Annotated in this window: 17 protein-coding genes; 4 read left to right on the top strand and 13 right to left on the bottom strand. The window is 72.6% G+C overall.

Annotated features, from left to right (window positions below; all coding sequences use genetic code 11):
* Positions 1-53: 53 nt before the first annotated feature.
* The 6 genes from WME83_RS05110 to WME83_RS05085 all read right to left on the bottom strand — a co-directional run bounded on the left by WME83_RS05110 (position 54) and on the right by WME83_RS05085 (position 7849).
* Complete coding sequence (locus WME83_RS05110; protein ID WP_437318128.1) at positions 54-959, bottom strand: NAD-dependent epimerase/dehydratase family protein; 906 nt, start codon at positions 957-959, stop codon at positions 54-56.
* Complete coding sequence (locus tag WME83_RS05105) at positions 956-1876, bottom strand: NAD(P)/FAD-dependent oxidoreductase (RefSeq protein WP_437318127.1); 921 nt, start codon at positions 1874-1876, stop codon at positions 956-958. The genes WME83_RS05110 and WME83_RS05105 overlap by 4 nt, the downstream gene beginning before the upstream one ends.
* A 271-nt stretch (positions 1877-2147) precedes the next feature.
* Positions 2148-3380 (bottom strand): CmlA/FloR family chloramphenicol efflux MFS transporter, encoded by a 1233-nt coding sequence (gene cml, locus WME83_RS05100; RefSeq protein WP_437318126.1) that lies wholly within the window; start codon positions 3378-3380, stop codon positions 2148-2150.
* A 270-nt stretch (positions 3381-3650) separates the two neighbouring features.
* Entirely contained in the window at positions 3651-5345 is a 1695-nt protein-coding gene (locus WME83_RS05095; RefSeq protein WP_437318125.1) for a right-handed parallel beta-helix repeat-containing protein, read from the bottom strand.
* A 68-nt stretch (positions 5346-5413) separates the two neighbouring features.
* Complete coding sequence (locus WME83_RS05090) at positions 5414-6571, bottom strand: leucine-rich repeat domain-containing protein (protein WP_437318124.1); 1158 nt, start codon at positions 6569-6571, stop codon at positions 5414-5416.
* Positions 6572-6910: 339 nt separating this feature from the next.
* Positions 6911-7849 carry a helix-turn-helix domain-containing protein gene (locus WME83_RS05085; protein ID WP_437318123.1) on the bottom strand — a complete coding sequence of 313 codons (939 nt, stop codon included), beginning with the start codon at positions 7847-7849 and terminating at the stop codon, positions 6911-6913.
* A 135-nt stretch (positions 7850-7984) separates the two neighbouring features.
* Between WME83_RS05085 and WME83_RS05080 the strand changes: the two genes are divergently transcribed.
* From WME83_RS05080 to WME83_RS05070, 3 genes are all read left to right on the top strand, one after another.
* Complete coding sequence (locus tag WME83_RS05080; protein ID WP_437318122.1) at positions 7985-8437, top strand: nuclear transport factor 2 family protein; 453 nt, start codon at positions 7985-7987, stop codon at positions 8435-8437.
* On the top strand, positions 8434-9342 hold the full coding sequence (locus WME83_RS05075) for an NmrA family NAD(P)-binding protein (protein WP_437318121.1): 909 nt from the start codon (positions 8434-8436) through the stop codon (positions 9340-9342). Before WME83_RS05080 ends, WME83_RS05075 begins: the two co-directional genes overlap by 4 nt.
* Before the next feature lie 141 nt (positions 9343-9483).
* Positions 9484-9906, top strand: a complete 423-nt coding sequence (locus tag WME83_RS05070) for a PAS domain-containing protein (RefSeq protein ID WP_437318120.1) — start codon at positions 9484-9486, stop codon at positions 9904-9906.
* 30 nt (positions 9907-9936) lie between these two features.
* Here WME83_RS05070 and WME83_RS05065 read toward each other — a convergent pair whose 3' ends face one another.
* The 4 genes from WME83_RS05065 to WME83_RS05050 all read right to left on the bottom strand — a co-directional run bounded on the left by WME83_RS05065 (position 9937) and on the right by WME83_RS05050 (position 16847).
* Positions 9937-10569, bottom strand: a complete 633-nt coding sequence (locus WME83_RS05065) for a MarC family protein (protein ID WP_437318119.1) — start codon at positions 10567-10569, stop codon at positions 9937-9939.
* Positions 10570-10659: 90 nt separating this feature from the next.
* Entirely contained in the window at positions 10660-12945 is a 2286-nt protein-coding gene (locus tag WME83_RS05060; RefSeq protein WP_437318118.1) for a multiheme c-type cytochrome, read from the bottom strand.
* Positions 12946-13025: 80 nt separating this feature from the next.
* Positions 13026-15161, bottom strand: coding sequence for an arylsulfatase (locus WME83_RS05055; RefSeq protein WP_437318117.1), 2136 nt, complete (start codon positions 15159-15161; stop codon positions 13026-13028).
* Positions 15162-15608: 447 nt separating this feature from the next.
* Positions 15609-16847 carry a YncE family protein gene (locus WME83_RS05050; RefSeq protein ID WP_437318116.1) on the bottom strand — a complete coding sequence of 413 codons (1239 nt, stop codon included), beginning with the start codon at positions 16845-16847 and terminating at the stop codon, positions 15609-15611.
* Between the two features lie 276 nt (positions 16848-17123).
* On the opposite strand from WME83_RS05050, the gene WME83_RS05045 reads away from it, so the two are divergent.
* Positions 17124-18416: an MFS transporter gene (locus tag WME83_RS05045; protein ID WP_437321963.1), complete on the top strand. Its 1293-nt coding sequence runs from the start codon at positions 17124-17126 to the stop codon at positions 18414-18416.
* 63 nt (positions 18417-18479) lie between these two features.
* Here the strand turns inward: WME83_RS05045 and WME83_RS05040 are convergent, their stop codons facing one another.
* The 3 genes from WME83_RS05040 to WME83_RS05030 form a co-directional block, all read right to left on the bottom strand.
* Positions 18480-19745, bottom strand: a complete 1266-nt coding sequence (locus tag WME83_RS05040) for an FG-GAP repeat domain-containing protein (RefSeq protein WP_437318115.1) — start codon at positions 19743-19745, stop codon at positions 18480-18482.
* Between the two features lie 141 nt (positions 19746-19886).
* Complete coding sequence (locus WME83_RS05035; RefSeq protein WP_437318114.1) at positions 19887-20759, bottom strand: NAD(P)-dependent oxidoreductase; 873 nt, start codon at positions 20757-20759, stop codon at positions 19887-19889.
* Positions 20760-21080: 321 nt separating this feature from the next.
* A complete protein-coding gene (locus tag WME83_RS05030) occupies positions 21081-21770 on the bottom strand; it encodes a hypothetical protein (RefSeq protein ID WP_437318113.1) in 690 nt (229 codons plus the stop codon).
* Positions 21771-21878: the final 108 nt, after the last annotated feature.

The following is a 21878-nucleotide window of genomic DNA, read 5'->3' as shown; positions in this document are numbered from 1 at the left end:
CGGCTCGGCGGCGCGGCTCTCGGAGCCCGAGCCCTTCGCGCGGCGCGGGAGGCCTACGCCGCCAGCTCGGCCGAGATCCACGCCAGGAGCGACGGGCATTGCGGAGCCCATCCGAGCTCACGACGGGCGCGAACGGCCCGAACACGACTGTTCGAGCCCAAGAGGTAACGCGCCGGGATCTCGCCCCACAGGGCCGTCGCTTGCTGGAGGCTGCAGTTCCGGATCGGACCGAGACGCAAGCGCGCGGCGATGGCCGCTGCGATCTCCTCGAACGAGGCTTCGCCGGCCTCGGCGAAGTAGAACGCGCCGGCGGGAGCACCGCGGAGCGCCAGCGCATAGAGCGACGACATGTCGCGTACGTGCACGTTCGACCATCGATTGACGCCCCTGCCAACGACGCACACCGCGCCGACCTCGCGGGCCGCCCTGACGAGCATCGGGACCTGGACGCTCTCCGCGCGCAGGCCGAGGCCGATGCCGTAGACCATCGCGTTGGACAGGACGATGCCGCGCACGCCCACCCGTGCTGCATGGAGGACCTGGACCTCCACCTCACGCAAGGCCTTCTGCATGGGATGCCCCCCCTCGACGATCGGCTCGTCATCGCTGGAGATTCGCTCGCTGACGACGTCGCCGCACGCGTCCTCCGACACGAGGCCGATCCCGCTGCTGTGGATCAGCGCCTTACCAGAACCTTCCAGTCCGCGCAGAAGCGCCGTCACCACGTCGCCGCGGAGGCTGTCTGCGGCGTTGACCACGGCGTCCGCTCGGCGCGCCTCGGCCTCGAGCAGCCCATGGTCGCTCAAGTCGCCGAGCACCGCGCCGATGCCCTGCGCCTCGAGCGATGCCGCCAGCTCGCGGCGCCGGACCAAGCCTCGAACCGAGTGTCCCTGCTCGGTGAGGTGCTTGGCAACAGAGCCGCCGATGTACCCCGTTGCTCCCGTGAGGAAGATCTTCATTCCGGTCCTCCGGACCCGCCACGGGTCGCCAGCTCCGCCGTGAGCTCGTGGTTGAGCATCGCCGCGGCCTGCATCCCGGACGCAGCCGCGAGGATCGCCCCTTGCATTCGTGAGACGAGATCCCCGCCCGCAACAACACCGGGTACGGACGTCTCGCGGCTCACCGGGTCGACCTGCACGAAGCCGTCGTCGTCGAGGGCCACGCCCAGCGCCCGGACCAGGCCCACCTGGCGTTGCGGGGGATGGGCGAACAGCACCTCGCAGGGGACGGTCGCGCCGTCCGAGAGCTCGACGCTCTCCAGCCGATCCTCGCGCGCGACGAGGCGCGCGACGGGCCGCGCCTCGACGCGGATCCCCGCGGCGCCGAGGCGGGCGCGGGTGTCCGCCGGGACGTCGAACGCTCCGCCCGTGAAGACCACGACGTCTCGCGTCCATCCACGCAAGAGGAGCGGGAAATGGAGCGACTGTACCCCTCGCGCCAGGTAGCCCCACCTCCGGTCCTGGACCTCCCATCCGTGGCAGTAGGGGCATTGAAGGATCGAACGCCCCCACAGCTCGCGGAACCCCTCGATGGCGAGCGGCTCGTCGATCAGCCCGGTGCAGAGGAGGACCCGGCGGGCCTCGACGGTGCCCGCCGCCGAGGTGACCTGGAATGCGCCTCGGGTCCCCGCGATGGCCTCGACCCGGAGGTCGCGCGCCTCCACGCTCGGGTACGTCGCGAGCTCTCGGCGGCCGATCGCCCGGAACTCGTCCGGCGGCGTCCCGTCGCGCGTGACGAAGTTGTGGATGTGCTCCGCGGCCGCGTTCCTGCGAGCCCCCGCATCGCAGAGCAGGACACGCTTGCGCGCGCGGCCGAGGGCCAGCGCGGCGGAGAGCCCGGCGGGGCCGCCTCCCACGATGATGACGTCGTATGACATGTTGGCTTTCCTCGCAGAGGACGCTGGCCGCGAAGCTCCGCAACCCGATGCGCAGCCCGGGACGGCCAGGGCGGTGCCGAGCGCCGCGCTCGCCTGAAGCCACGCGCGTCGCGTGAGCAGCGGGTCGTCGGTCTCGCTCGCCATGTCCCCGTCGTAGCTCCGCGCGCCGAGCCCCTGAAGGGCGGGGCTTTCGGTCCGATCGACGAGGTTTTCGATGGGGCCCGGCTGGAGCGGGAGGAGGAGAGGCTCCTCCTCCCGCCGGCGAAGCAGCTCAGGTTTCGCGAGCGCGCGCCGGATCCGGCGAGACGGCGGTCGCCGGGGACCTCTCCACCCGCCACACGAGGCCCAGCACGACCACGGCCATGAGCGCGCAATAGGCCGAGAGCGGCCATGCCGTGTCCCCAGGCAGCAGGACGACCAGCGTCGTTCCGACGACCCCCACGACGAGGCTCTCGATGCAGTAGTAGAGCGCGGTCGCGGTGCCCGCGACGTCACCGAAGCGCTGGAGCGCGCCGTTGGCCGTCACCGAATTGGCGAAGACGATGCCGATCGCGATGACCCACATGGGCGGGACGAAGGTCCAGAACGACGGGGCGGCGATCACCTGCCCGACGACCAGCAGCGCGGCCCCCAGGAGCAGCATTCCCATCGCGCGGACGAGGCTCCCGGCCCTCCCCCACCGCGCCACGAACCGCTTCGCGAACCGGGTGGTCGCGATCATGACGAGCGCGACCGTGGCAAACAGGAGGCTGAAGGCGAGCTGCGAGAGGCCGACCCGATCGATCAGGACGCGCGACGCCGTCGAGAAGAAGACGAAGAACGCGCCCATGGCCGCGCTGAAGCCGAGCGTGTAGGTCCAGAACGAGGCGTCCGTCAGGATCTCGCCGAACGCCGCGCGCGGCTTCGACGCGTTCACGGGCCGAGTCTCATGCCACCTCGGCGCCGCGTTCAGCGCGGCCGCGGTGGCGGCGGCGCCGAGCGCGACGAAGATCGCGCGCCAACCGAGGTGGTCCGCGAGCAGCGCGCCGATCACGGGCCCGAGCGCGGGCACGAACGCCAGCATCGAGCCGAACAGGCTGTAGATCACCGCCCCTTCGGCGCGCTCCGCGTAGACGTCGCGCACCGTCGCGAACGTCGCGACGAGCGCCGCGGCCGCGCCCAGCGCCTGGACGACGCGGAGGGCGACGAACGCCGCGGCGGACCCGGTGCCCGCGAGCAGGTACGACGCGGCGGCAAACAGGACGGCGCCGCCGAGCAGGACCGGCCGTCGGCCGACCCTGTCCGAGAGGGGCCCGAACACGAGCTGTCCGGCGCCCAGGACGACCATGTAGAGGCTCAACGTCAGCTGAACGACCGAAGGCGACGTGCCGAGGATGCCTGGCATGCTCGGCACCACCGGCAGATAGACATCCATGGCCAGCGAGGCCAAGAGGTCGAACGGGGCCATCAGCAGCAGCGCTGCGGACAGCGAGAGATTCCAATGTGTTGAACGATTTCGAGGCACGACGATACACCCGCGCAAATGGTGGACATTCGGCGGCGATCTGCCTCCAGGACGGCACGCGTCGGACGATCGAGAGCAGATGGCCGCAGCAACGATTTCAGGGGTTGCTGCGGCTCAATCGTCTGACTGGGCTGTATCCATCCTTACACCTCGGCCTGCGTTCCTTGCAGGCGGCGAGAGAATAGCGGCGGCGGAGCGGCTCGTCGAGGGATCACGCGAGCTCGACCCCGGCCGCGCTCGGCGGCGACGCGGCGATCACCCGCGCTCGCCTCACGGGGGCGGCCAGCGGACGCCGAGCCCCTGGTGCGGCGAGTCGGCGCTCAGGCGGATGTCGTCCGCGGGGGGCGGGAGCGCCCGCCACGCGTCGGGGTGCTGGTCGGGCTGCTTGCCCTGGTTCTCCTCGAGCGCCTCGTAGAGCGCGCCCTGGTGGAGGACGTAGGCGCCCTTCGGGTACACCACGGCGCGCTCGTCGGGGCTGAGCGTGGCGCGGTCGGTCCACCACTCCAGGCGGCGGTAGTTCTCGTCGATGCCGCCCGCCATGAAGTCGCGGAAGCGCGCCCGGGGCACCGCGACCGTGGGGTTGTCCTCGGCCGTCACGCTGTCGAAGAGCCACTTGATGAACGGATAGGGCCCGTCCACCCGGTTGCCCCGGAGGACGTGCGGATTGGGCGCGTTGCTCCCCACGCCGAAGACCTGCACCGGCTCCTCCGTGTCGGGGTACACCTCGCCGTAGTTGAAGTGGAACCCCAGGAACACGTTGCGCTCGAACCGTATCGTGGCCCCGGTGTCCACCGCGTGCGTGTACACGCCGCTGAGCGAGGTGTCGGCGAAGTAGTTGTCCGTGAACGAGATCGTGTCTCCGGGCGAGCGCGGGTCCTGGTCCACGCGCGTCGGGAACACCTCGACGAAGAGGTCGCCCGTCCCGATCACGAGGTTGTGGTGGAAGCTCGAGCTGCCGTAGCGCTGGCCGAGCTGCACGTTGCCGTCCTGGTAATGGTCGAACGCCGACCGCCACCGGACCGCCCCGGGCCCGAGGACGTTGTGGTGGATCTCGCAGTCGGACCCGAGCTGGCCGACCTGCAGCGCCTCGGTGCCGGTGCGGAGGAACCGGTTGTCGTACACCTCGAGGCGCTCGAACGCGTGCTGCGGCTGCGCCTGCGTGCTGCCGAAATAGATCCCCTCGGACCCGACGTCGTGCACGTAGAGGTCGTGGACCTTCACGTTGCGCATCGTGGCCTGCCCGTCGTCGTCGGTCTTGGCGATGACCCCGGCGAACTCGACGCGCGCGACCTCGATGACCTCCAGCTCGAAATCCGACGCGCCGCCGCCGATGGCCAGCCCGGACAGGCCCTCCTTGCTGAACGCGTCGTCGATGAAGATGCCGTAGGTCCCCTGGCTGTGGGCGAAGCCGCCCTCGGCGTGCCCGCGGAACCCCGCGTCGCCGGTCTTCGAGACGGGATCGTGACGGCCGGTCAGGATCCAGCCCTTTCCGCCCTTCAGCACGAACAGGTGATTGGCGGCGTCGCCGCCGACCTTGACCTGGCCGCCGAGGTTCGTGATGACCAGCGGGCGCTCGGCGCTGCGCTCGGGCAGGCCGCCGAGCAGGATGCTCCGGTACTCGCCGGCCGGGATGTAGAGCCGATCGAGCGCGCTCCAGTCGACCTCGGGGAACGCCGTGGCCAGGTCGGGGACCGCGATCGCGGGGCGCTCGCCCTCCTTCGGGGGCGGCGCCGGCAGCGTGAAGGTCGTCCTGGCCTCGCCGAAGCGGCCGTACGCCGGGACGCCCGGCGCCTCGCCGCCGGCCCCGGCGCCGCTCGCCGCGCCGGGCCCGGTGGCCCCACCGGCGCTGCCCGCGCCGCCCGCGCCCGCCGAGGCGCCTCCGGCGCCGGCCGCGGACCTTGCCTCCTCGCCGCCGCACGCCGCCATCGCGACGAGCAGCGCCCCTATCCTCGCGCTCTGCTTCATGCGATGGAGAATACGCCCGCGGCCGCGCCGTGGGCGGCCGCGAGCGCCTCCGCCTCGCGGGGGCGGCGTCAGGGACAGACCGAGCCGAGGTTCGCTCCACGCGCCCTGAGCTCGGCGATGTTGCTCGCCTGAGCGACGCAGTCGATCGGGTTGCCGCCCACGTTCAGGGAGACCCCTGCGCCGATGCTCGGGTTGGCGACGAGGGGCGACAGGTCGGACACCGAGTTGCTAAAGAGCGTGATGTAGAACAGGTGAGGAAGGCTCGAGAGTGCAGACAGATCGGAGATGCGGTTCACGGTGAGCATCACCTGACGCAGGTTCGTCATGGTCGACAGGGCCGAGATGTCGCTGATCTCCGCCTCGTTCGCCACGAGGACGTGGAGCGCCTCCAGACCCGCCAGCGGCGCCAGCGTCGGGAGCGGGGAGCCGCCGAGGTACAGCTGAGTGAGGTTGACCAGCGAGCCGAGCGGGCCGAGATCGCCGATCGGATTCGCGATCAGCCGCAAGGTGCGCAGCTCGGTCATCGCGCCGACGACGGTCACGTCCGAGATCTCGTTGTCCGACAAACCCAGGTGCTCCAGCTGGAGGAGCGAGGACAGCGGCGCGATGTCCGAGATCAGGTTGGACCCGAGCTCGAGGTAGCGCAGCTCCGTGAGCGAGGACAGCGGCGTGACGTCGGTCACGAGGTTCCCGGTGAGGTCCAGCGCGATGAGCGAGCTGATGCAGTCGAGGCCGGAGAGCGACTGGATATCGCGGTACCTGGCGTCGATGTAGTCGAGCGACGCGACGTCGGCCGGGAGGAGGGGGCCGTCCGGCATGCCCACGGCCTCGCGCACGGCCGCCTCGAGCGCCGCATCGGCGAACGCGAGCGGTCCGGCGCACGCTTCGCCGCCGCCAGCTCCACCACCGCCCACGCCACCAGCGCCGCCCACGCCACTGCCGTCGGCGGCGCCACCACCGCCCCCGCCGCCGACACCGCTTTCACCGACGCCACCCGTGCCGCCGACACCGCCACCGCCGCTGCCGGCCGTCGCTGGCTCCTCCCCGGGGCCCGTTGACCCACCCTCGCCGGTCGTGACGCCCTCGCCAGTCGTGACGCCAGGAGGATCCCCCGTACCGGTCGCGCCGGGCACCGGATCAACGGCGATCCACCCGCACCCGGTGCTCGCCGCTCCGGTCAGGAGCGCGATACCCAACCATCGGCCGACGCTGTCTAGATTGTACATATCCCCTCGTCCTGTAATGAAGTCAGGTCAGACGGAGCGACGCCTCGTCGAGCACGGGGCATCGGCAAGCAAGCTGCATGGAAGGAAGCGCGCCTCTCGAAGCACGAGGGGTGCCACCGATGCCGGCGCGCCGCTCCGGCCCGGAGGAGCGATGAGCGCCGCGACCCGCGGAGCGCCCCGGCGCGCGAGCGCTCGCGAGCCACGCGCGCGGACGCATGTGCCAGCGTGCCAGCGTGCCAGCGTGCCAGCGTGTCGCCGCGCCCCAGCCGGCGCGCGCGGGTGTCCGGAGCCGGCTCGGCGCGAGGCCCGCCGCGCCGCGCTCCGGCGCTCCCGCGCCGGTCACCCCGCGCGGCGGATCTCGGGCGCGCCGTCCTCTCGCCGCCTCGCCTGCCGGTACGCGATGGGGCTCACGCCGTGGGCCCGCGCGAAGGCCCGCGCGAACGCGGGCTCGCTGTCGTAGCCGACGCGGGCGGCGACGAGCTTCACGGGGAGCGTCGTCTCGCCGAGCAGCACCGCGGCGCGCTGGAGCCGCAGCCGGCGCACGTGGTGGCCGAGCGGCTCGCCGAGGAGCGCCGTCGAGCGCGCCGCGAACGCCGAGCGCGAGAGCCCGGCCTGCCGCGCGAGCTCCCCGAGCTCCCACGCGCGCTCGGGCGAGGCGCGCACCCGCGCCAGCGCGGCCACGACCGGCTCGTCCCGGAGCGCCTCGGCCCGCGGCAGCGACGCCCCGGGGTCGCGCAGCGCGCTCGCGAACAGCGCGTGCGCCCACGTCTCGCCGATCGACCGGCGCAGCGCCGGCGAGAGGTCCCGCGCGCCCGCGAGCAGCGCGAGCGTCTCGCCCAGCCAGCGCGCGAGGCCCGGCGTGGCGCCCGTGATGTGCACGGCCGGCGGCAGCAGCGCGAGCCACGGGGCGCCCGCCGCGTCGAGGTGCAGGTCGACGATGACGAGGTGCGCCTCCGGCGGGGCCTCCGTCGCCAGGGCGCGGTCGGCCACGGCGTGCATCCCGCGGCAGAGGGCCTCCGGCTGCTCGAGCGACGTCGTCGGCCGATCGCGGATGGCGTGCGCGTCGGCCCGCGGCAGGAACACGAGCTCTCCCGCGCCGAACGCGAGCCGCCGCCGCGCGACATCGATCCACCCGCCGCCGCGCTCCGCCGCGTACACCCGGGCGGACGCGCGCTGCGCCGGCTGCCGCTTGCCCCAGCGATCGCCGAGCGCGAAGCGCATCACCTCGGCCTCGCGGAGCGCGATGCTCCGGGCCATTTCATCGAGCGCGGCAGACATGGCGCGATCGATTGTACCGCACGCGCGGGGCCCCGCCAGAGGCGCCGTCCGTGGACGCGCGGATCGGAGAGCCGGACGCGCGGCAATGGCGGCCTGGCTACGTTTTCCCCGTCACCCACCACGAAAGGGCCTTGTATGACTCAGCCTCTGCCGCATTCACGCCCGCTCGACGCCGCGCAGGCGCTCGACGCTCTTCTCGACCTCATCGTCCGCGACATCGAGGGATGGCTCGCCCTCTTCGCCGACGACGCCATCGTGGAGTTCCCCTATGCGACCGCGCTCGGCGTGCCGGGCCGATTCGAGGGCAAAGCGGCCATCCGGCGCCATTTCCAGGGCACCATCGAGCGCTTTCGCGACCTGTCGTTGCGGGACGTGCGGCGGTATCGGACGACCGATCCGGACGTCGCGCTCGCCGAGGTGCACGGCTCGGCGATCATCCTGCCGGGCGGCAAACGCTACGAGCAGGACTACGTGATGGTCGTCGCCACGCGCGACGGCAAGGTCGTGCGGTACCGCGAGTACTGGAACCCGGCGCCCGTCGCCGAGGCCTTCGGCGAGGTCGCCGCGCGTCGCGAGGGGGCGTCGTGAGCGCGCGCGCAGGGAGCGGCGGGCCGCGCGTCCTCGTCATCGGCGGGACGGGCACCACCGGGCGGGCGCTCGCCGCGCGGCTCGAGGCCGCCGGCGCGCGCGTCCGCGTCGCGAGCCGGACGGCGCCCGCCGGCCGCGAGGGCGTGGAGCACGCGCGCTTCGACTGGGCCGACCCGGCGACGCACGCGGAGGCGCTCCGCGGCGTCGACCGCGCGTACCTCCTGGCGCCCGCGCTGGTCGAGGACCCCTCGACGCTCATGCTGCCCTTCGTCGAGCGCGCGCTCGCGGGCGGCGTGCGCCGCCTCGTGCTGCTCAGCGCCTCGGTCGTGCCGGAGGGGAGCGCCGGCCTCGGCCTCGTCCACCGCGCGCTCCGCGAGCGCGCGCCGGAGTGGACCGTGCTCCAGCCGTCGTGGTTCATGCAGAACTTCGTCGACCCGCGCCACGCGCGCTGGGCGGGGATCGTCGGGCCCGGCGAGATCACGACCGCGACCGGCGACGGCCGCGTCGGCTTCGTCGACGCCGAGGACATCGCGGAGGTCGCCGCGCGCGCGCTCCTCGACGAGGCGCCCCACGACGCCGCGCACGTCATCACCGGTCCGGAGGCGCTCAGCCACGACGACGTGGCGGCCATCCTGTCCGAGGTCGCCGGCCGGCCGATACGCCACGTCCGCGCCGACGAGGGCGCCGCCCGCGCGCACCTCGTGAACGCGGGGATGCCCGAGCCGTACGCCGCGTTCCTCGCGCGGCTCGACCTCGCCATCCGCGACGGGGCCGAGGACCGCGTCACCGACACGGTGCAGCGCGTGACCGGCCGCGCGCCGCGCGCCTTCCGCGATCTCGCGCGCGCCCACGCGCACGTCTTCCGCGGGGCGCCCGGCGCGCGCCGCGACGGCCGGGCCGCGTAGCCGCCCGCCGGCCGGGCCGAGCCGAAGGGCGCGCGCGGGCTCGGCCGACCGCCGCCCTCGCGGCGCGGACTCCACCGCTCGCCCCGGCCGACGCCACCCTTGTCGGTCGCGCCGGGACTGGCAGACTGCGCCGCTGGATCCATGCATGCACAGAGTCGTTTCGAGGACTGGCAGGATTTTTTGGACAACGCCTCTCTGGGTGTCCACCTGGTCGACGCGGGCGGGAAGATCCTGTGGGCGAACAAGCTCGAGCTCGAGCTCCTCGGCTACGCGCCCCACGAGTACATCGACCGGCATATCGCGGAATTCCATGTCGACAGGGAGGTGATCGACCACGTGCTGGGCGCCCTCGCGGGCGCCGGCCGGCTGCTCTCCTACCCGGCCCGCCTGCGCGCCAAGGACGGCAGCGTGAAGCACGTGCTCATCAACGCGAACGTCTTCCGGCGCGACGGCCGGTTCGTCCACACGCGCTGCTTCACGAGCTGCATCTCGGAGGCCGCCTACGAGCAGCGGAGGGGCGAGCTGCTCCGGAGCTCCCGCTCCGCGGGGGAGCCCTCGAGGTGATCCTCGACGCCGCGGCGCGCGGCGCGGCCGTCACCCGCGCCAGAGCTCCTTCACGCCGTCGGCCATGAACTGCACGGCGATGGCGGCCAGGATGAGGCCCATGACGCGCTCGAGCACGGCCACGCCGGACGCCTTGAGCGCCCGCTGCACGAAGCCGGCGCCGCGCAGCACGAGGTAGGAGGCCGCGAAGGTGATGGCCACGCTGGCGAGCACCAGCGCCATGGCCACGGGGTCGTTGCCCCCGCGCGCCATCAGCACCATCACCGTGGCGATGGCGCCCGGCCCGGCCAGGAGCGGCATGGCGAGCGGCACGAGCGCCACGTCCTCCTTCTCGATGCCCTCCTGCTGCTCGGACGGGGTGGTGCGCGTCGCCGAGGCGCGGGCGCGCAGCATGTCGAGCGCCGTGACGAGCAGCAGCAGGCCGCCCGCGACGCGGAACGCGGCCAGCGAGACGCCGAAGACCTTGAAGATGACGCCGCCGAAGAGCGCGAAGAAGAGCATGAGCCCGCCGGCGACGGCGCACGCGCGCCGCGCCGTGCGCCGCACCTTCTCCGGGGGATCGCCGGCGGTCATCGTCAGGAACAGCGGCACGATGCCGATGGGATCCACGACGAAGAAGATCGCCGACAGCGACACGAGGAAGACCGAGACGTAATTGGCCATGCTCACCGGACGCGTCGCGGATCCCGCGGGCCCGACGCTCTCCCACATCGCCGACGGCCGCGCTAGCGGCGCGGGCGAGCGATGGAGAGCTCACGGGCGCCAGAGCGAGGGCTGGGCGTGAGGCGCCGGGCTGGAGGGCCGCAAGGCGGCCAGCGCGGCCTGGTAGACGGTCTGGAAGCGCGCCTGCTCGGGCGCGAGCTCGGCGGCGCGCCTCAGCGGCTCGAGCGCCTGGTCTCGCTGCCCTTGCCGGACCAGGGCGAGGCCCAGCGCGTGGAGCAGCTCGGCCTGGTCGGGGAGGCGGGCGATGCCGCGCCGGAGCAGCGCGGCGCCGTCCGCGTCGCGGCCGAGCTCGCGATAGAGGTCGGCGAGGTTCACGTAGGTGGGGACGTAGCCCGGCTCGATGCGGAGCGCGGCGAGGTAGGCCTGCTCGGCGTCGCGCGGCTCGCCGGTGCGGGAGAAGACGAGCCCCAGGTTGTTCTGGGCCTCGGCGCGATCGGCGTTGAGGGTCTGCGTGGCGATGTACTCGCGCAGCGCGCCGTCCAGCTGCTGCGCGGCGCGCTCGGAGACGGCGCCGAGGTCGACGCCCGCGAGCACGCGCGCGGCTTCGACGCGCACGCCGCGCACCGGATCGGCGAGGAGCGGCGCGGCGACGGCCGCGATGCGGCGAGGGTCGTAGCCCTCCAGCGCGCCGAGCGCGGCGCGCCGGAGCAGCGGGTCGGGATCGGCGAGCGCGGCGCGGAGGACGGCGAGCGACGCGGCCGTCGGGGCGGCGCGCAGCGAGGCGAGCGCGGTGGCGCGCGCGATGGCGGGGACGGCGCGGTCCTCCGCGAGCCGCTGGAGCGCGGCGGCGACGGCCGGGTCGCCGGGCGCGGTGCGCGCGCGCGCGAAGACCTCGGCGTAACCCTGATAGCCCTGCGCCGGGCGGCCGAGCCAGGCTCGCACCGCGTCGGCGGCCCAGCTCGCGGGCTTTTGCGCGTGGCAGTCGGTGCATGTGTCCGGGATCCCGAGGCGGGCCGAGAGATCCGGCCGAGGCACGCGGAAGCCGTGATCGTGGCGGACGTCGACGCCCATGTACGTGCGCGCCGGCATGTGGCAATCGACGCAGCGCGGAGCGGCGGGCGCGCCGGGCGCGGCGGCGGCGTTCGCGGCGCGGTGGTGATGATGCTCGGGGACATCGAAGCGCGCCGGATCGTGGCAGGACGCGCACACGCCGTTGCCCTCGGCGCGCAGGCGGCCGGCGTGCGGCTCGTGGCAGTCGCTGCACGTCACGCCGGCGTTCGCCATCTTGCTCTGCTGGAACGAGCCGTAGGTGAAGACCTCGTCGCTCATCACGCCGTCGGGCGTGGTGAAGGGCGCGGTCAGCAGCTCGATCGCGACGCTGTCGAGCAGCGGGGCGCCGTGCCGGAACGGCTGCGAGAGGCTCTCGCGGCGGCTGTGGCAGAGCGCGCACGCGGCGCTCTCGGTGCCGCTCGAGGGGCCCTTGTCGCGCCGCGCGGTGCCGCTGGGCAGCCGCGTCCACGTGGCGTTCCGGCGCTCGTCGAAGCGCACGTCGAGGCCCTTCGAGGGGTCCGGCGTCCGCGCCTCGGCCCAGTCGAGGTGGCGCGCGCCGCCGCCGTGGCAGCCTTCGCACCCGACGCTGATCTCCGACCAGGTGGTGGTGAAGCGGTCCGCGGCCGCGTCGTACCCTTTCGTGACGTGCGTCGAGTGGCACTCGGCGCACATGTGGTTCCAGTTCTGGCTGGCGGCGGTCCAGTGCAGCACGTCGCCCGCGCGCACGCTGTCGCGCTCGTGCAGGTGGTACCAGCGCTGCCCGCCGCGCGCTCGGGGGCGCGCGTCCCACGCGAACGGCAGCGCCTGCAAGCGTCCGCCCGGGCCGGCGACGAGGTACTGCTGGAGCGGCTCGACGCCGAAGGTGTACAGCACCTCGTAACGGTGCAGCTGGCCATCGGGGCCGTCGGTGGTGACCCAGTATTTGCCGTCCTGGCGATCGAAGCGGTGGACCTGCCCGGCGTAGCGCAGGCGCGCCCCCTCGAAGTCCCCGAGCACGGTGGCGGCGCTCGCGTGCTGCATGGCCCGCGCGTGCTGCGAGCCCTGCCACGCGGCGTGCTCTGCGGCGTGACAGGGCGCGCAGCGGTCGCTGCCGACGAAGCCGGCCGCTGCGCGCTCCGCCGAGCTCACCGGCTGCACCGGAGCCGACGAGGCGTCCGCGGCGTCGCCGTGCGCCGCCCCGGGCGTCGCTCCCGGAGCGTTCGCGGTGGAGGCGTCGGCTGGCGTGAGCGAGGATGGGCGCGCGGGCGCGCGCCAGACCACGATCCCGGCGAGCGCCAGGGTCAGGGCGGCGATGGACCACCAGCGAACGGGTCGGGGATCAGCCATGGGCGGAGCGGAGGCGAGCGCCGCCGCGGGACCCGGGTCGCGCAGGGACGCCCGGGTCTCGCGCGCGGCGCGGTGCGCGGTTACTCGGTGAGGATGACGCCGCGGTCCGTGGCGTACTGCGTCCACGCCGCGGCGAGCTCGGCCGTCAGCTCCGGATGCGCCGCGGACACGTCGTTGATCTCGCCGCGGTCGGTGGCCAGATCGTACAGCGTCCAGGCGCGCGGCGTCGGGCCGTAGGGCGCGCCGAGCCACAGGAGCTTCCAGTTGTCGCGGATCACGTAGCGGTGGTTGCCGTGCTCCCAGATCAACGTCTCACCGGGCGCGCGCACGGCGGTCGCCCGATCGTCGAGCACCGGCAGGATCGAATGCCCGCTGATCGGCTCGACGTCCCTGCCCTTGTAGGTGCTCCCCGGATTGGGCAGGCCGGCCAGCTCGAGCACGGTCGGCAGGAAATCGACCACGTGCGTGGTCCCGTCGAACTGCGGCTTCGCGTGGTGCTGTCCCGGCAGGCGCGCGATGGCCGGAACGGCGACGCCGCCTTCGGTCGTGTAGCTCTTCCACAGCCGGAACGGCGTGGCGCTCACCTCGGCCCAGCGGGGTCCGACGCCGATGTACGAGCCCGGTCGACCCAGGTTCTCGAGCGTGTTCACCACCTCTCCGGAGCGGCTCGGGTCGTTCGCGGCGAAGCCCTCGCGATTGCCGCCTTCCGCGCCGTTGTCGGACTGGAAGAAGATGAAGGTGTTCTCGTACTCGCCCACGCGCTTGAGGTACTGGATCAACCTGCCGATGTTGGCGTCGAGGTTCTCGACCATGGCGGCGTAGATCTCCATGCGCCGCGCCTCGTAGGTCCTCTCCTCCGGCGTCAGCTGCTCCCAGGTCTTCGGGCTCGTGCCGTCGCTCGGCAAGCGCGGGTTCGGCGTGAACGATTCGGGGATGATGCCGCGGCTCTTGAGCCGCGCGAGGCGCTGCGCGCGGATGGCGTCGTAGCCCGCGTCGTAGCGGCCGCGGTACCTGTCGATGTACTCGGGCGGAGCCTGGAGCGGCCAGTGCGGCGCGGTGTACGTCGCGAACGCGAAGAACGGCTTGCCGTCGGCGCGGTTGCTCTCGATGTACTGGATGAGCTTGTCCGTGTAGAGCTCGGTCGCGTAGAAGCCGCGCGGCGGCTGCGTGTACACGCCGTCCTCGCGATAGAGCCGCGTCTGCGCGGTCGTCGGCGGGTCGGCGTACTCGTTGAAGAACGCCGCCACGCCGCCGAGCAGGACGTACGATTTCTCGAAGCCGCGCGCCGGCGGGCTCTGATCCTCGTCGTCGCCGAGGTGCCACTTGCCGGCGATGTACGTGTGGTAACCGGCGTCTCTCAGGATCTCGGCGACGGACAGCGCGTTGTCGGTCAGGTAGCCCTCGTAGCCGGGCTGCCCTGCTTGCGGGCCGGTACCACCGCCCATGCGACCCAGCCCGACCGAGTGGCTGTCGGTGCCGGAGACCAGCATCGCGCGGGTCGGCGCGCACAGCGATCCGGAGCGGTGCCCGGTGAGGATGCGGCCTTCGGCGGCGAGCGTGTCGAGGTTCGGGGTGCTGATCTCGCCGCCGAACGCGCCGAGGTCCGAGAAGCCCAGATCGTCGGCCACGATGGTGACGATGTTGGGCAGCTCGGCGCCGGTGCCGCCTCCGCCCGCGCCGCCTTCCCCGCCGGCGCCGCCCGAGCCCGCGGTGCCGCCTTCGCCGCCAGCGCCGCCCGAGCCCGCGGCGGCGCCGCCGCCCGTCCCGCCGCCCGCGCCGCCCGTCTCGCCGCCAGCGCCGCCCGTCCCGCCGCCCGCGCCGCCCGTACCGCCGCCCGCGCCGCCAGCGCCGCCCGTCCCGCCGCCCGCGCCGCCCGTCCCGCCGCCCGCGCCGCCCGCGCCGCCCGCGCCGCCCGTACCGCCGCCCGCGCCGCCCGTACCGCCGCCCGCGCCGCCCGTACCGCCCGTCCCGCCGCCGTCGCCGCCCGCGCCGCCCGTACCGCCGCCCGCGCCGCCCGTCCCGCCGCCCGCGCCGCCCGTCCCGCCGCCCGCGCTGCCCGTCCCGCCGCTCGAGCTGCTGGCCTGACTGGCGCTGCCACCGTTGCCCGCGTCGTCGTCGCTCCCGCAGCCGATCGGGCCGACCAGCATGGCGAGCAACCAGGGCCCGCTCGCGAGCGCCGAACCAATCCATTTATGACGTCCGAAGAACCGCTTCATACCTGTCTCCTCAGGAGTGCTGAAAGCGCCGCATGCCGGAGCCGATCGCCGTCGGAAGCGAGCACCCGCCGCCGTCCTGGAGGGACGCCTCGTTCCGCGCGCCGGCGAAAGCTCGGCCGGCACGCCACGAGAAGGGCTGACGCTGACGGCGATGAGCCGCGTGGCTCGGCCGTCACGACGAACGACAGCGTGGCGCGTCGCCGTGGACACGGGCGCGCTGCCTCGCTGTTCTCCGCGCCGCAGCTCGCGCCACGGCGTATGCGGCTAACTACAGCTCGTTCGACGACACGCGCCTCTGGCCCCTAGGTGAGAACCGAACGTCCGCGCGGCGACGAGGCAAAGAGACATGCGTCCGCTATAACGGAAGCCATGACGTTATACAAGACGATTTTCACGTCCCGAGCCGATCAGCCAGCTGCCCGTGTCGCCGGCGGCGACGTCGGGCCCTCATCGCGCCCCCGCCGCGACGCGCGCGAACGCGTCGGGAAAGAGGCCCACCTCGGCCTCGCTGCGCGTCTCCAGCGTCTCGGGATCGAGCCGGAGCACCTTGCCCGGCGTCGTGGTCTGGTCGCCCTCGCAGACGATGAAGAGCCCGTGCTCCTCGTCGAGCGCCGCGAGGTGCGGCCTGAAGCACGCCTCGCTGATGTTCCGGGAGACGGCGCCGCGGTCGTCCGCGGTCATGCCGATCCGCGCGATCGTGTCGGGCACCTGCGTCGGCACGTAGATGGCGCTCCCGTCAGGGGTCCACGCGGCGAAATAGGGCGCGCCGATCGTGAGGATCGTCCTTTCCTCGTCGAACGTCTCCGACGCGACATCGAAGAAGCGCACTTCCCTGCTGTCCGTGTTGCTCACGGCGATGGTCTTCTGATCGGGCGACATGACGGCGGCGTAGGGCCCGTAGGACGACGCGTGGGCGTCGGACGAGAGCGGCGGCCCGACAGGGACGAGCTTCACCTCGGCGTCCGGGTCCGTCAGGTCGACGATCGCGAGGGCGTCGTCGCCATAACAGGCCACATAGGCCCGAGCGCCGTCCGGCCGCGAGAGGGCGATCCCGTTCGCGGCCTTGCAGACCGGGATGCGCGTCGGCGCGGCCGAGCCATGGGGCAAGACCGCGTCGGGATCCACGACCGCGAGCGAGGAGCGCGCCGCCTCGAGGTCGTCCGGGTTGTCGAGCGCGCGCTTGAGATCGAAATGAGAGACCACCACGCGCCCGCCGTCCTCCGAGATCGCGATGTCGCCCGGGTTGGCCTCGACGCGCACCTGCCCGAGGATGCGCAGGTCGTCGAGCGCGAGCTTCTGGACATAGCCGGCCACCGCGCTCCCGCCGTGCACCGCGTGGGGGCCGCTCGATCCGGCGGTGTCGGGGTACGACAGCGCGATGTAGAGCGCGCCGCCCGCGGCGTCCACGGCCACGCGGTGAGGCCCGTCGATCGTCACGGGCTCGCGGCCCACGGGGCGGACGCCGAACCGCTCCCCGGTCTCGAGCGCGATGAGGGAGATCGTATCGGAGAGGCTATCGGTCACCACACCCATTCCGCCCTCCGGGATCGCGATCTCCGGACGCCGGTTCGGATAGGGGTCGCCCTCGTAAGCACCGTAGCGAACTTCGACGATGGGATCAGGCTCGCTGCAGCCCGCCAGCGCCGCCGCCGCGAGCGCGCAACCCAGGAATCGCGCGATGACCATGGATGACCTCGAGACGAGCGCCGCCAGCCCGGCCCTTCCGCATCCTAGCAGCCGCCCGCGCTGGACGCGGCTCGCCGTACCACGGATCCGCCCGCACGTGCGCTCCGCGGCGCCGGGCGACCGGCAGCCGCGAGGTGCTGCACCCGGGCAACGAAATTGCGCTGCCACGGGCGCCCGCGGCCGCCCGGGCCGGCGCCGCGCCGCGCCCCGATGCTAGGCTCACGCTTCGTGACTTCACCCCCGCGCACGGCTCCCAACGACTCGACGCTCGCCGTGATGGGGCGCGCGCTCCGGCACCGCAATTACCGCCTCTTCTTCTTCGGTCAGGGCGCGTCGCTCATCGGCACGTGGCTGACGCGCGTCGCCACGAGCTGGCTCGTCTACCGCCTCACGAACTCCGCGCTGCTCCTCGGCTTCGTCGGGTTCGCCGGCCAGATACCCACGTTCCTCATCGCCCCGATCGCCGGCGTCCTCGTCGATCGCTGGGATCGCCACCGCGTCCTCGTGATCACGCAGGTGCTGGCGATGGTGCAATCGGCGCTGCTCGCCGCCTTCGCGCTCACGGGCACCATCACCGTGTGGCACGTCCTCTCCCTGGCCGCGTTCCAGGGGGTGATCAACGCCTTCGACACCCCGGCGCGGCAGGCGTTCGTCGTCCAGATGGTGGAGGCGCGCGAGGACCTCTCCAACGCCATCGCGCTGAACTCCTCGATGGTCAACGGCGCTCGGCTGCTCGGCCCCTCGATCGCCGGCGTGCTCATCGCCGCCGTGGGCGAAGGCTGGTGCTTCGCCATCGACGCCATCAGCTACCTCGCCGTCATCGCCTCGCTCCTCGCGATGCGCATCGCCCGCCCGGCGCAGCGCGCGGCCAAGCGCGGCGACGTCCTCGCCGACCTGCGCGAGGGGTTCCGTTACGTGTCCTCCTTCGCGCCCATCCGCGCGATCCTGCTGCTGCTCGCCCTGGTGAGCCTGACCGGCATGCCTTACACGATCCTGATGCCCGTGTTCGCGGGCGAGGTGCTGCACGGGGGCGCGCACACGCTCGGGCTGCTCATGGCGGCGTCGGGGGTCGGCGCGGTCGCCGGGGCGCTCTGGCTCGCCTCGCGGCGGAGCGTCCTCGGGCTCGGGCGCGCGCTGTGGATCGCCGGCGCGCTGTTCGGCCTGGGCCTCGTGGGGTTCTCGCTCTCGCGCTCGGTGTGGCTGTCGGCGCCGCTGCTGGCGATCATCGGCGGCGGCATGATGGTGCAGATGGCGGCCAGCAACACGCTCCTCCAGACGATCGTCGAGGAGGACAAGCGCGGCCGCGTCATGAGCTTCTACACGATGGCCTTCTTCGGCATGGCCCCGTTCGGCAGCCTGATCGCCGGCTGGCTGGGCGGCCGCATCGGCGCGCCGGCGACCGTGCTGTGGGGCGGCGTCGCGACGCTCGCCGCGGTCGGCGTGTTCGTGCGCAAGCTGCCGGAGCTGCGGCGGCTCACCCGGCCGATCTACGTGCGGCTCGGCATCCTGCCCGAGATCGCCGAGGCCCTGGACCAGACCACCGAGATGACGTCGCCGGCCAAGGAGTGAGAGAGGCGCGAGAGGTCGAAGCGAACCTCGGGTCACAGCGCTCGAAGGCGCCGCGCCGGGCGATCAAGGAGTCCAGAGCAGGACTGCCAGATCGCCGGTCTCGCCCCGGGTGACCAGGAGGTCGGGGCGCGCGTCGCCGTTCATGTCGGCCATGGCGAGCGAGAGCAGCTCGGAGCCGACCTGGATCGCGGGCGCGGGGCGGAACATGTCGCCCTCGCCGATCAACACGGTCACGCTGTCCCCCTGGAGGACCAGCACGTCGTCGCGCTCCCCATCGCCGTCGACGTCGGTCACCACCGGCGACAGGAGGGGCGCCTCGAACATCCAATCTTCCTTCGAAAAGGTCGCCGCGTCGCCCGCGCCGAGCAGCAGCGAGAGCGACGCGTAGTTCACCGCGACCAGGTCCTGATTGCCGTCCGCGTTCAGATCGCCTGTCGCGACGGCGGAGGCCCCGGTGTCCGCCACCGACACGGGCGTGGGGAACGACCCGTCCCCCTCGTTGCGGATCACCACGGTGGAGGACAGATCCGCGTCCTGCGCCCCGCCCGCCAGGTCGAGCTCGCCGTCGCCGTCGAGGTCGACGAGCGCCGGCGCGTCGAGCGCGCGCACGCTCTCGCTGGTGAAGCTGCCGTCTTCGCCCCGCCGGATCAGCCAGGCGTCCAGCTCGGAGCTCTGGGAGGCGTAGATCTCGGCGCGCCCGTCGCCGTCGAGATCGCCCAGCGCGGCGTGCGCCATCATGGGCTCGTGGAGCCCGTCCTCGGGCACCTCCAGCGCCACGACCGGGGCATCGAACGTCCCGTCGCCCAGCCCCGGGTAGACCTCCACCGCGGCGCACGGAAAGGCGTCGCAGCTTCTGATGGTCACCAGGTCGAGGACCGGGTCGGCATCGATCGCGGCCAGGAAGACGCCCGAGGGGGCGCCGCCGAGCTCGATCGTGTCGACGGGCTCGAGCGCGCCGTCGCCCTTGTTGCGCAGCGCCACGGCGGACGCGCCCTCGACGCCCGCCAGGACCACGTCGTTCGCGCCGTCGCCGTCGAGGTCGCCGACGGCCACGAGGCGCGCCTTGTCCCCGCCGCTCGCAGGGTATGCGCCCGCCAGCTCGTATCCCCCCTCTCCCCCGCCCGCGCCGCCTCCCGCGCCCGCATCTCCTCCCGCGCCCGCATCGCCTCCGGCGCCCGCGCCGCCTTCCGCGCCCGCGCCGCCTTCCGCGCCTGCGCCGCCGCCCGCGCCGCCGGCATCTGCTGGCGGCGTCGCCTCGTCGCTGCACCCGCCCAGGATCGAGCCCAGCGCCACGAGAGCTCCCCAGATCAACCTCATTGTCTTCGGCATCGTCGGCATCCCTCCTCGCTATTGTACCCGCGCGCATCCGTTCGATCGACCGTGCGCCGCGGGCCATCCACGACAGGCTGGTCGGCGCTGAACCGCTGTTCGTCAGCGTGATGAACCGAACCGTCGAACCGTTTCAGCGCGTCAGGCACCCGCGCGAAGCACCTTGACGAGCGCGGCCGGCGCTTCGCTCCCGTAGCCTGCCGCCACTCCCCTCCTGAAGAGCCCCGCGACGAACGCCGGGAGCTCGTCGTCGATCCCCGCTGCCCTCGCCTGGCGCAAGAGGAGGTCCATCGACTTCGCGCAGATCTCCAGCGATGCCTCGGGGTTCTCGTAGTCTCCGGCGTGGATGGCGTCGCCACCTCGCCTGACCATCCCGCCGATGGCCGGAGCGGCGCCGGCCATCATGGCTCCGAAATGGTCCACGCGGAGGCCCTCGACCTCGCAGATGCGAGCGCCGTGGTAGAAGCCCACGAGGCCCGCGAACAGGTACGAGAGGAACGCGAGGTCCAGCGCGGACGCCCCGCCGACCTGCCCCCCGAGGTACGTCACGGTCCCGGCCATGCTCTCGAGGAGCGCCTTGCTCTTCCGGTACGCCGACTCCGCCCCCGAGACGAGGATGGCGCTCTCGGGCTTCCCTATCTGGTTCGGGATCGCCAGGATGGCTCCGTCGAGGTACTCGATCCCCCGCTGCTTCGCCCATGCCTCGCCCTCGCGGGCCTCGTCCGGGCTCCCCGTGCTCAGCTGGATGAGCACCTTGCCGGCGAGGGCGGAGGTCACGTCCTCCGACGCCAGCGCGTGGTACGTCGCCTGGTAGTCGGTGACGCAGACGATGACGACCGCGCTCGCCTGGACCGCAGCCGCGACGCTCGGCGCGAGCGCCGCTCCCTCCGCGACGAGCGGCTCAGCCTTCGCGCTCGTCCGGTTCCAGACGGTGACCCGGAAGCCGCCGCGGAGCAGCGCCCGAGCGAGCTCGCAACCCATGAGACCCAGACCGATGATCGAGACGTCGCGCATACAATATCCTCCATTGGCGCACCCGCAGTCGACGGCGGGCGCCCGCTCGCCGGCGGGCCCGCCCGGATGCTCGCCATGGGTGCGTCCTGCGCGAGCCGCCGTCGCGCACGATCGGGTGCTCGCAGAGCACGTTCGGACGATCGTCGCCGGTCCACGGGCTCGCGGCTGGCGACCCGAACGATGATCCACGAGTGTTGGGACGTGTCGCGCGCTCGGCCGCTCGAGCTCGTCGGGCCCGCGTGCTGAGGAGAGGATTCGGGGAGCGGAAACGAAGAACGCCGGCGAGCGCCGGCGTTCTTCGCTCCAGGTAGCCGGTGCAGGCTACTTGGTCATGGTGGGCATGCACATCATCATCGGCATGCCGCCGCACATCATCATCATGGGCATGCCGGCCGACATCATCCTCGTCATCGAGTCGCAGCAGTCCTTCATCATGTCCATCGACATGCCTTCGGCCGGCATCATCTTGCAGGTCATCCCGTCCTTGGTCATCTCGCAGGACATCTTACACATCATCGGCATGCGCGCGCCCATCATGTTGGGCATCATGCCCATGCCCATCATGTTGGGCATCATGCCCATGCCCATCATGTTGGGCATCATCGGCATACCCATGCCCATCATGTTGGGCATCATGCCCATGCCCATCATGTTGGGCATCATCGGCATACCCATGCCCATCATGTTGGGCATCATGCCCATGCCCATCATGTTGGACATCATCGGCATGCCCATGCCCATCATGTTGGGCATCATCGGCATGCCCATGCCCATCATGTTGGGCATCATCGGCATGCCCATGCCCATCATGTTGGACATCATCGGCATGCCCATGCCCATCATGTTGGGCATCATGCCCATGCCCATCGTGTTGGGCATCATCGGCATGCCCATGCCCGTCATGCCGGGCATCATGCCCGTGCCCATGCTGGGCATCATTGATCCGCCCGACGTCTTCTCGGTCGTGGGCATCGTGGAGTTCGTCGTCGTCATCGGCATCGCGGTGGACATGGTGATCGCTCCTGTCTTCAGCGTTCGTCGCTTCCTAGATCATCTATACCCCGCCATCGCGCGCTCACAACGCCTTCACCACGGGCGCCCGTCGCTTTGCTCCAGCCT

The sequence above is a fragment of the Sorangium sp. So ce385 genome (assembly GCF_051474135.1).
GTDB classification, from domain to species: Bacteria; Myxococcota_A; Polyangia; order Polyangiales; family Polyangiaceae; genus Sorangium; species Sorangium cellulosum_D.
This window is presented reverse-complemented; position numbering and strand designations above follow the sequence as displayed.

Excerpts from the sequence above, each read along its gene's own strand:
- WME83_RS05040 (WP_437318115.1), bottom strand. The coding sequence starts at position 19,745 with ATGCCGAAGACAATGAGGTTGATCTGGGGAGCTCTCGTGGCGCTGGGC.
- WME83_RS05095 (WP_437318125.1), bottom strand. The coding sequence starts at position 5,345 with ATGAAGCAGAGCGCGAGGATAGGGGCGCTGCTCGTCGCGATGGCGGCG.
- WME83_RS05045 (WP_437321963.1), top strand. The coding sequence starts at position 17,124 with ATGGGGCGCGCGCTCCGGCACCGCAATTACCGCCTCTTCTTCTTCGGT.
- WME83_RS05105 (WP_437318127.1), bottom strand. The coding sequence starts at position 1,876 with ATGTCATACGACGTCATCATCGTGGGAGGCGGCCCCGCCGGGCTCTCC.
- WME83_RS05055 (WP_437318117.1), bottom strand. The coding sequence starts at position 15,161 with ATGAAGCGGTTCTTCGGACGTCATAAATGGATTGGTTCGGCGCTCGCG.
- WME83_RS05060 (WP_437318118.1), bottom strand. The coding sequence starts at position 12,945 with ATGGCTGATCCCCGACCCGTTCGCTGGTGGTCCATCGCCGCCCTGACC.
- WME83_RS05080 (WP_437318122.1), top strand. The coding sequence starts at position 7,985 with ATGACTCAGCCTCTGCCGCATTCACGCCCGCTCGACGCCGCGCAGGCG.
- WME83_RS05070 (WP_437318120.1), top strand. The coding sequence starts at position 9,484 with ATGCATGCACAGAGTCGTTTCGAGGACTGGCAGGATTTTTTGGACAAC.
- WME83_RS05030 (WP_437318113.1), bottom strand. The coding sequence starts at position 21,770 with ATGTCCACCGCGATGCCGATGACGACGACGAACTCCACGATGCCCACG.
- WME83_RS05090 (WP_437318124.1), bottom strand. The coding sequence starts at position 6,571 with ATGTACAATCTAGACAGCGTCGGCCGATGGTTGGGTATCGCGCTCCTG.
- WME83_RS05085 (WP_437318123.1), bottom strand. The coding sequence starts at position 7,849 with ATGTCTGCCGCGCTCGATGAAATGGCCCGGAGCATCGCGCTCCGCGAG.
- WME83_RS05050 (WP_437318116.1), bottom strand. The coding sequence starts at position 16,847 with ATGGTCATCGCGCGATTCCTGGGTTGCGCGCTCGCGGCGGCGGCGCTG.
- WME83_RS05065 (WP_437318119.1), bottom strand. The coding sequence starts at position 10,569 with ATGGCCAATTACGTCTCGGTCTTCCTCGTGTCGCTGTCGGCGATCTTC.
- WME83_RS05035 (WP_437318114.1), bottom strand. The coding sequence starts at position 20,759 with ATGCGCGACGTCTCGATCATCGGTCTGGGTCTCATGGGTTGCGAGCTC.
- WME83_RS05110 (WP_437318128.1), bottom strand. The coding sequence starts at position 959 with ATGAAGATCTTCCTCACGGGAGCAACGGGGTACATCGGCGGCTCTGTT.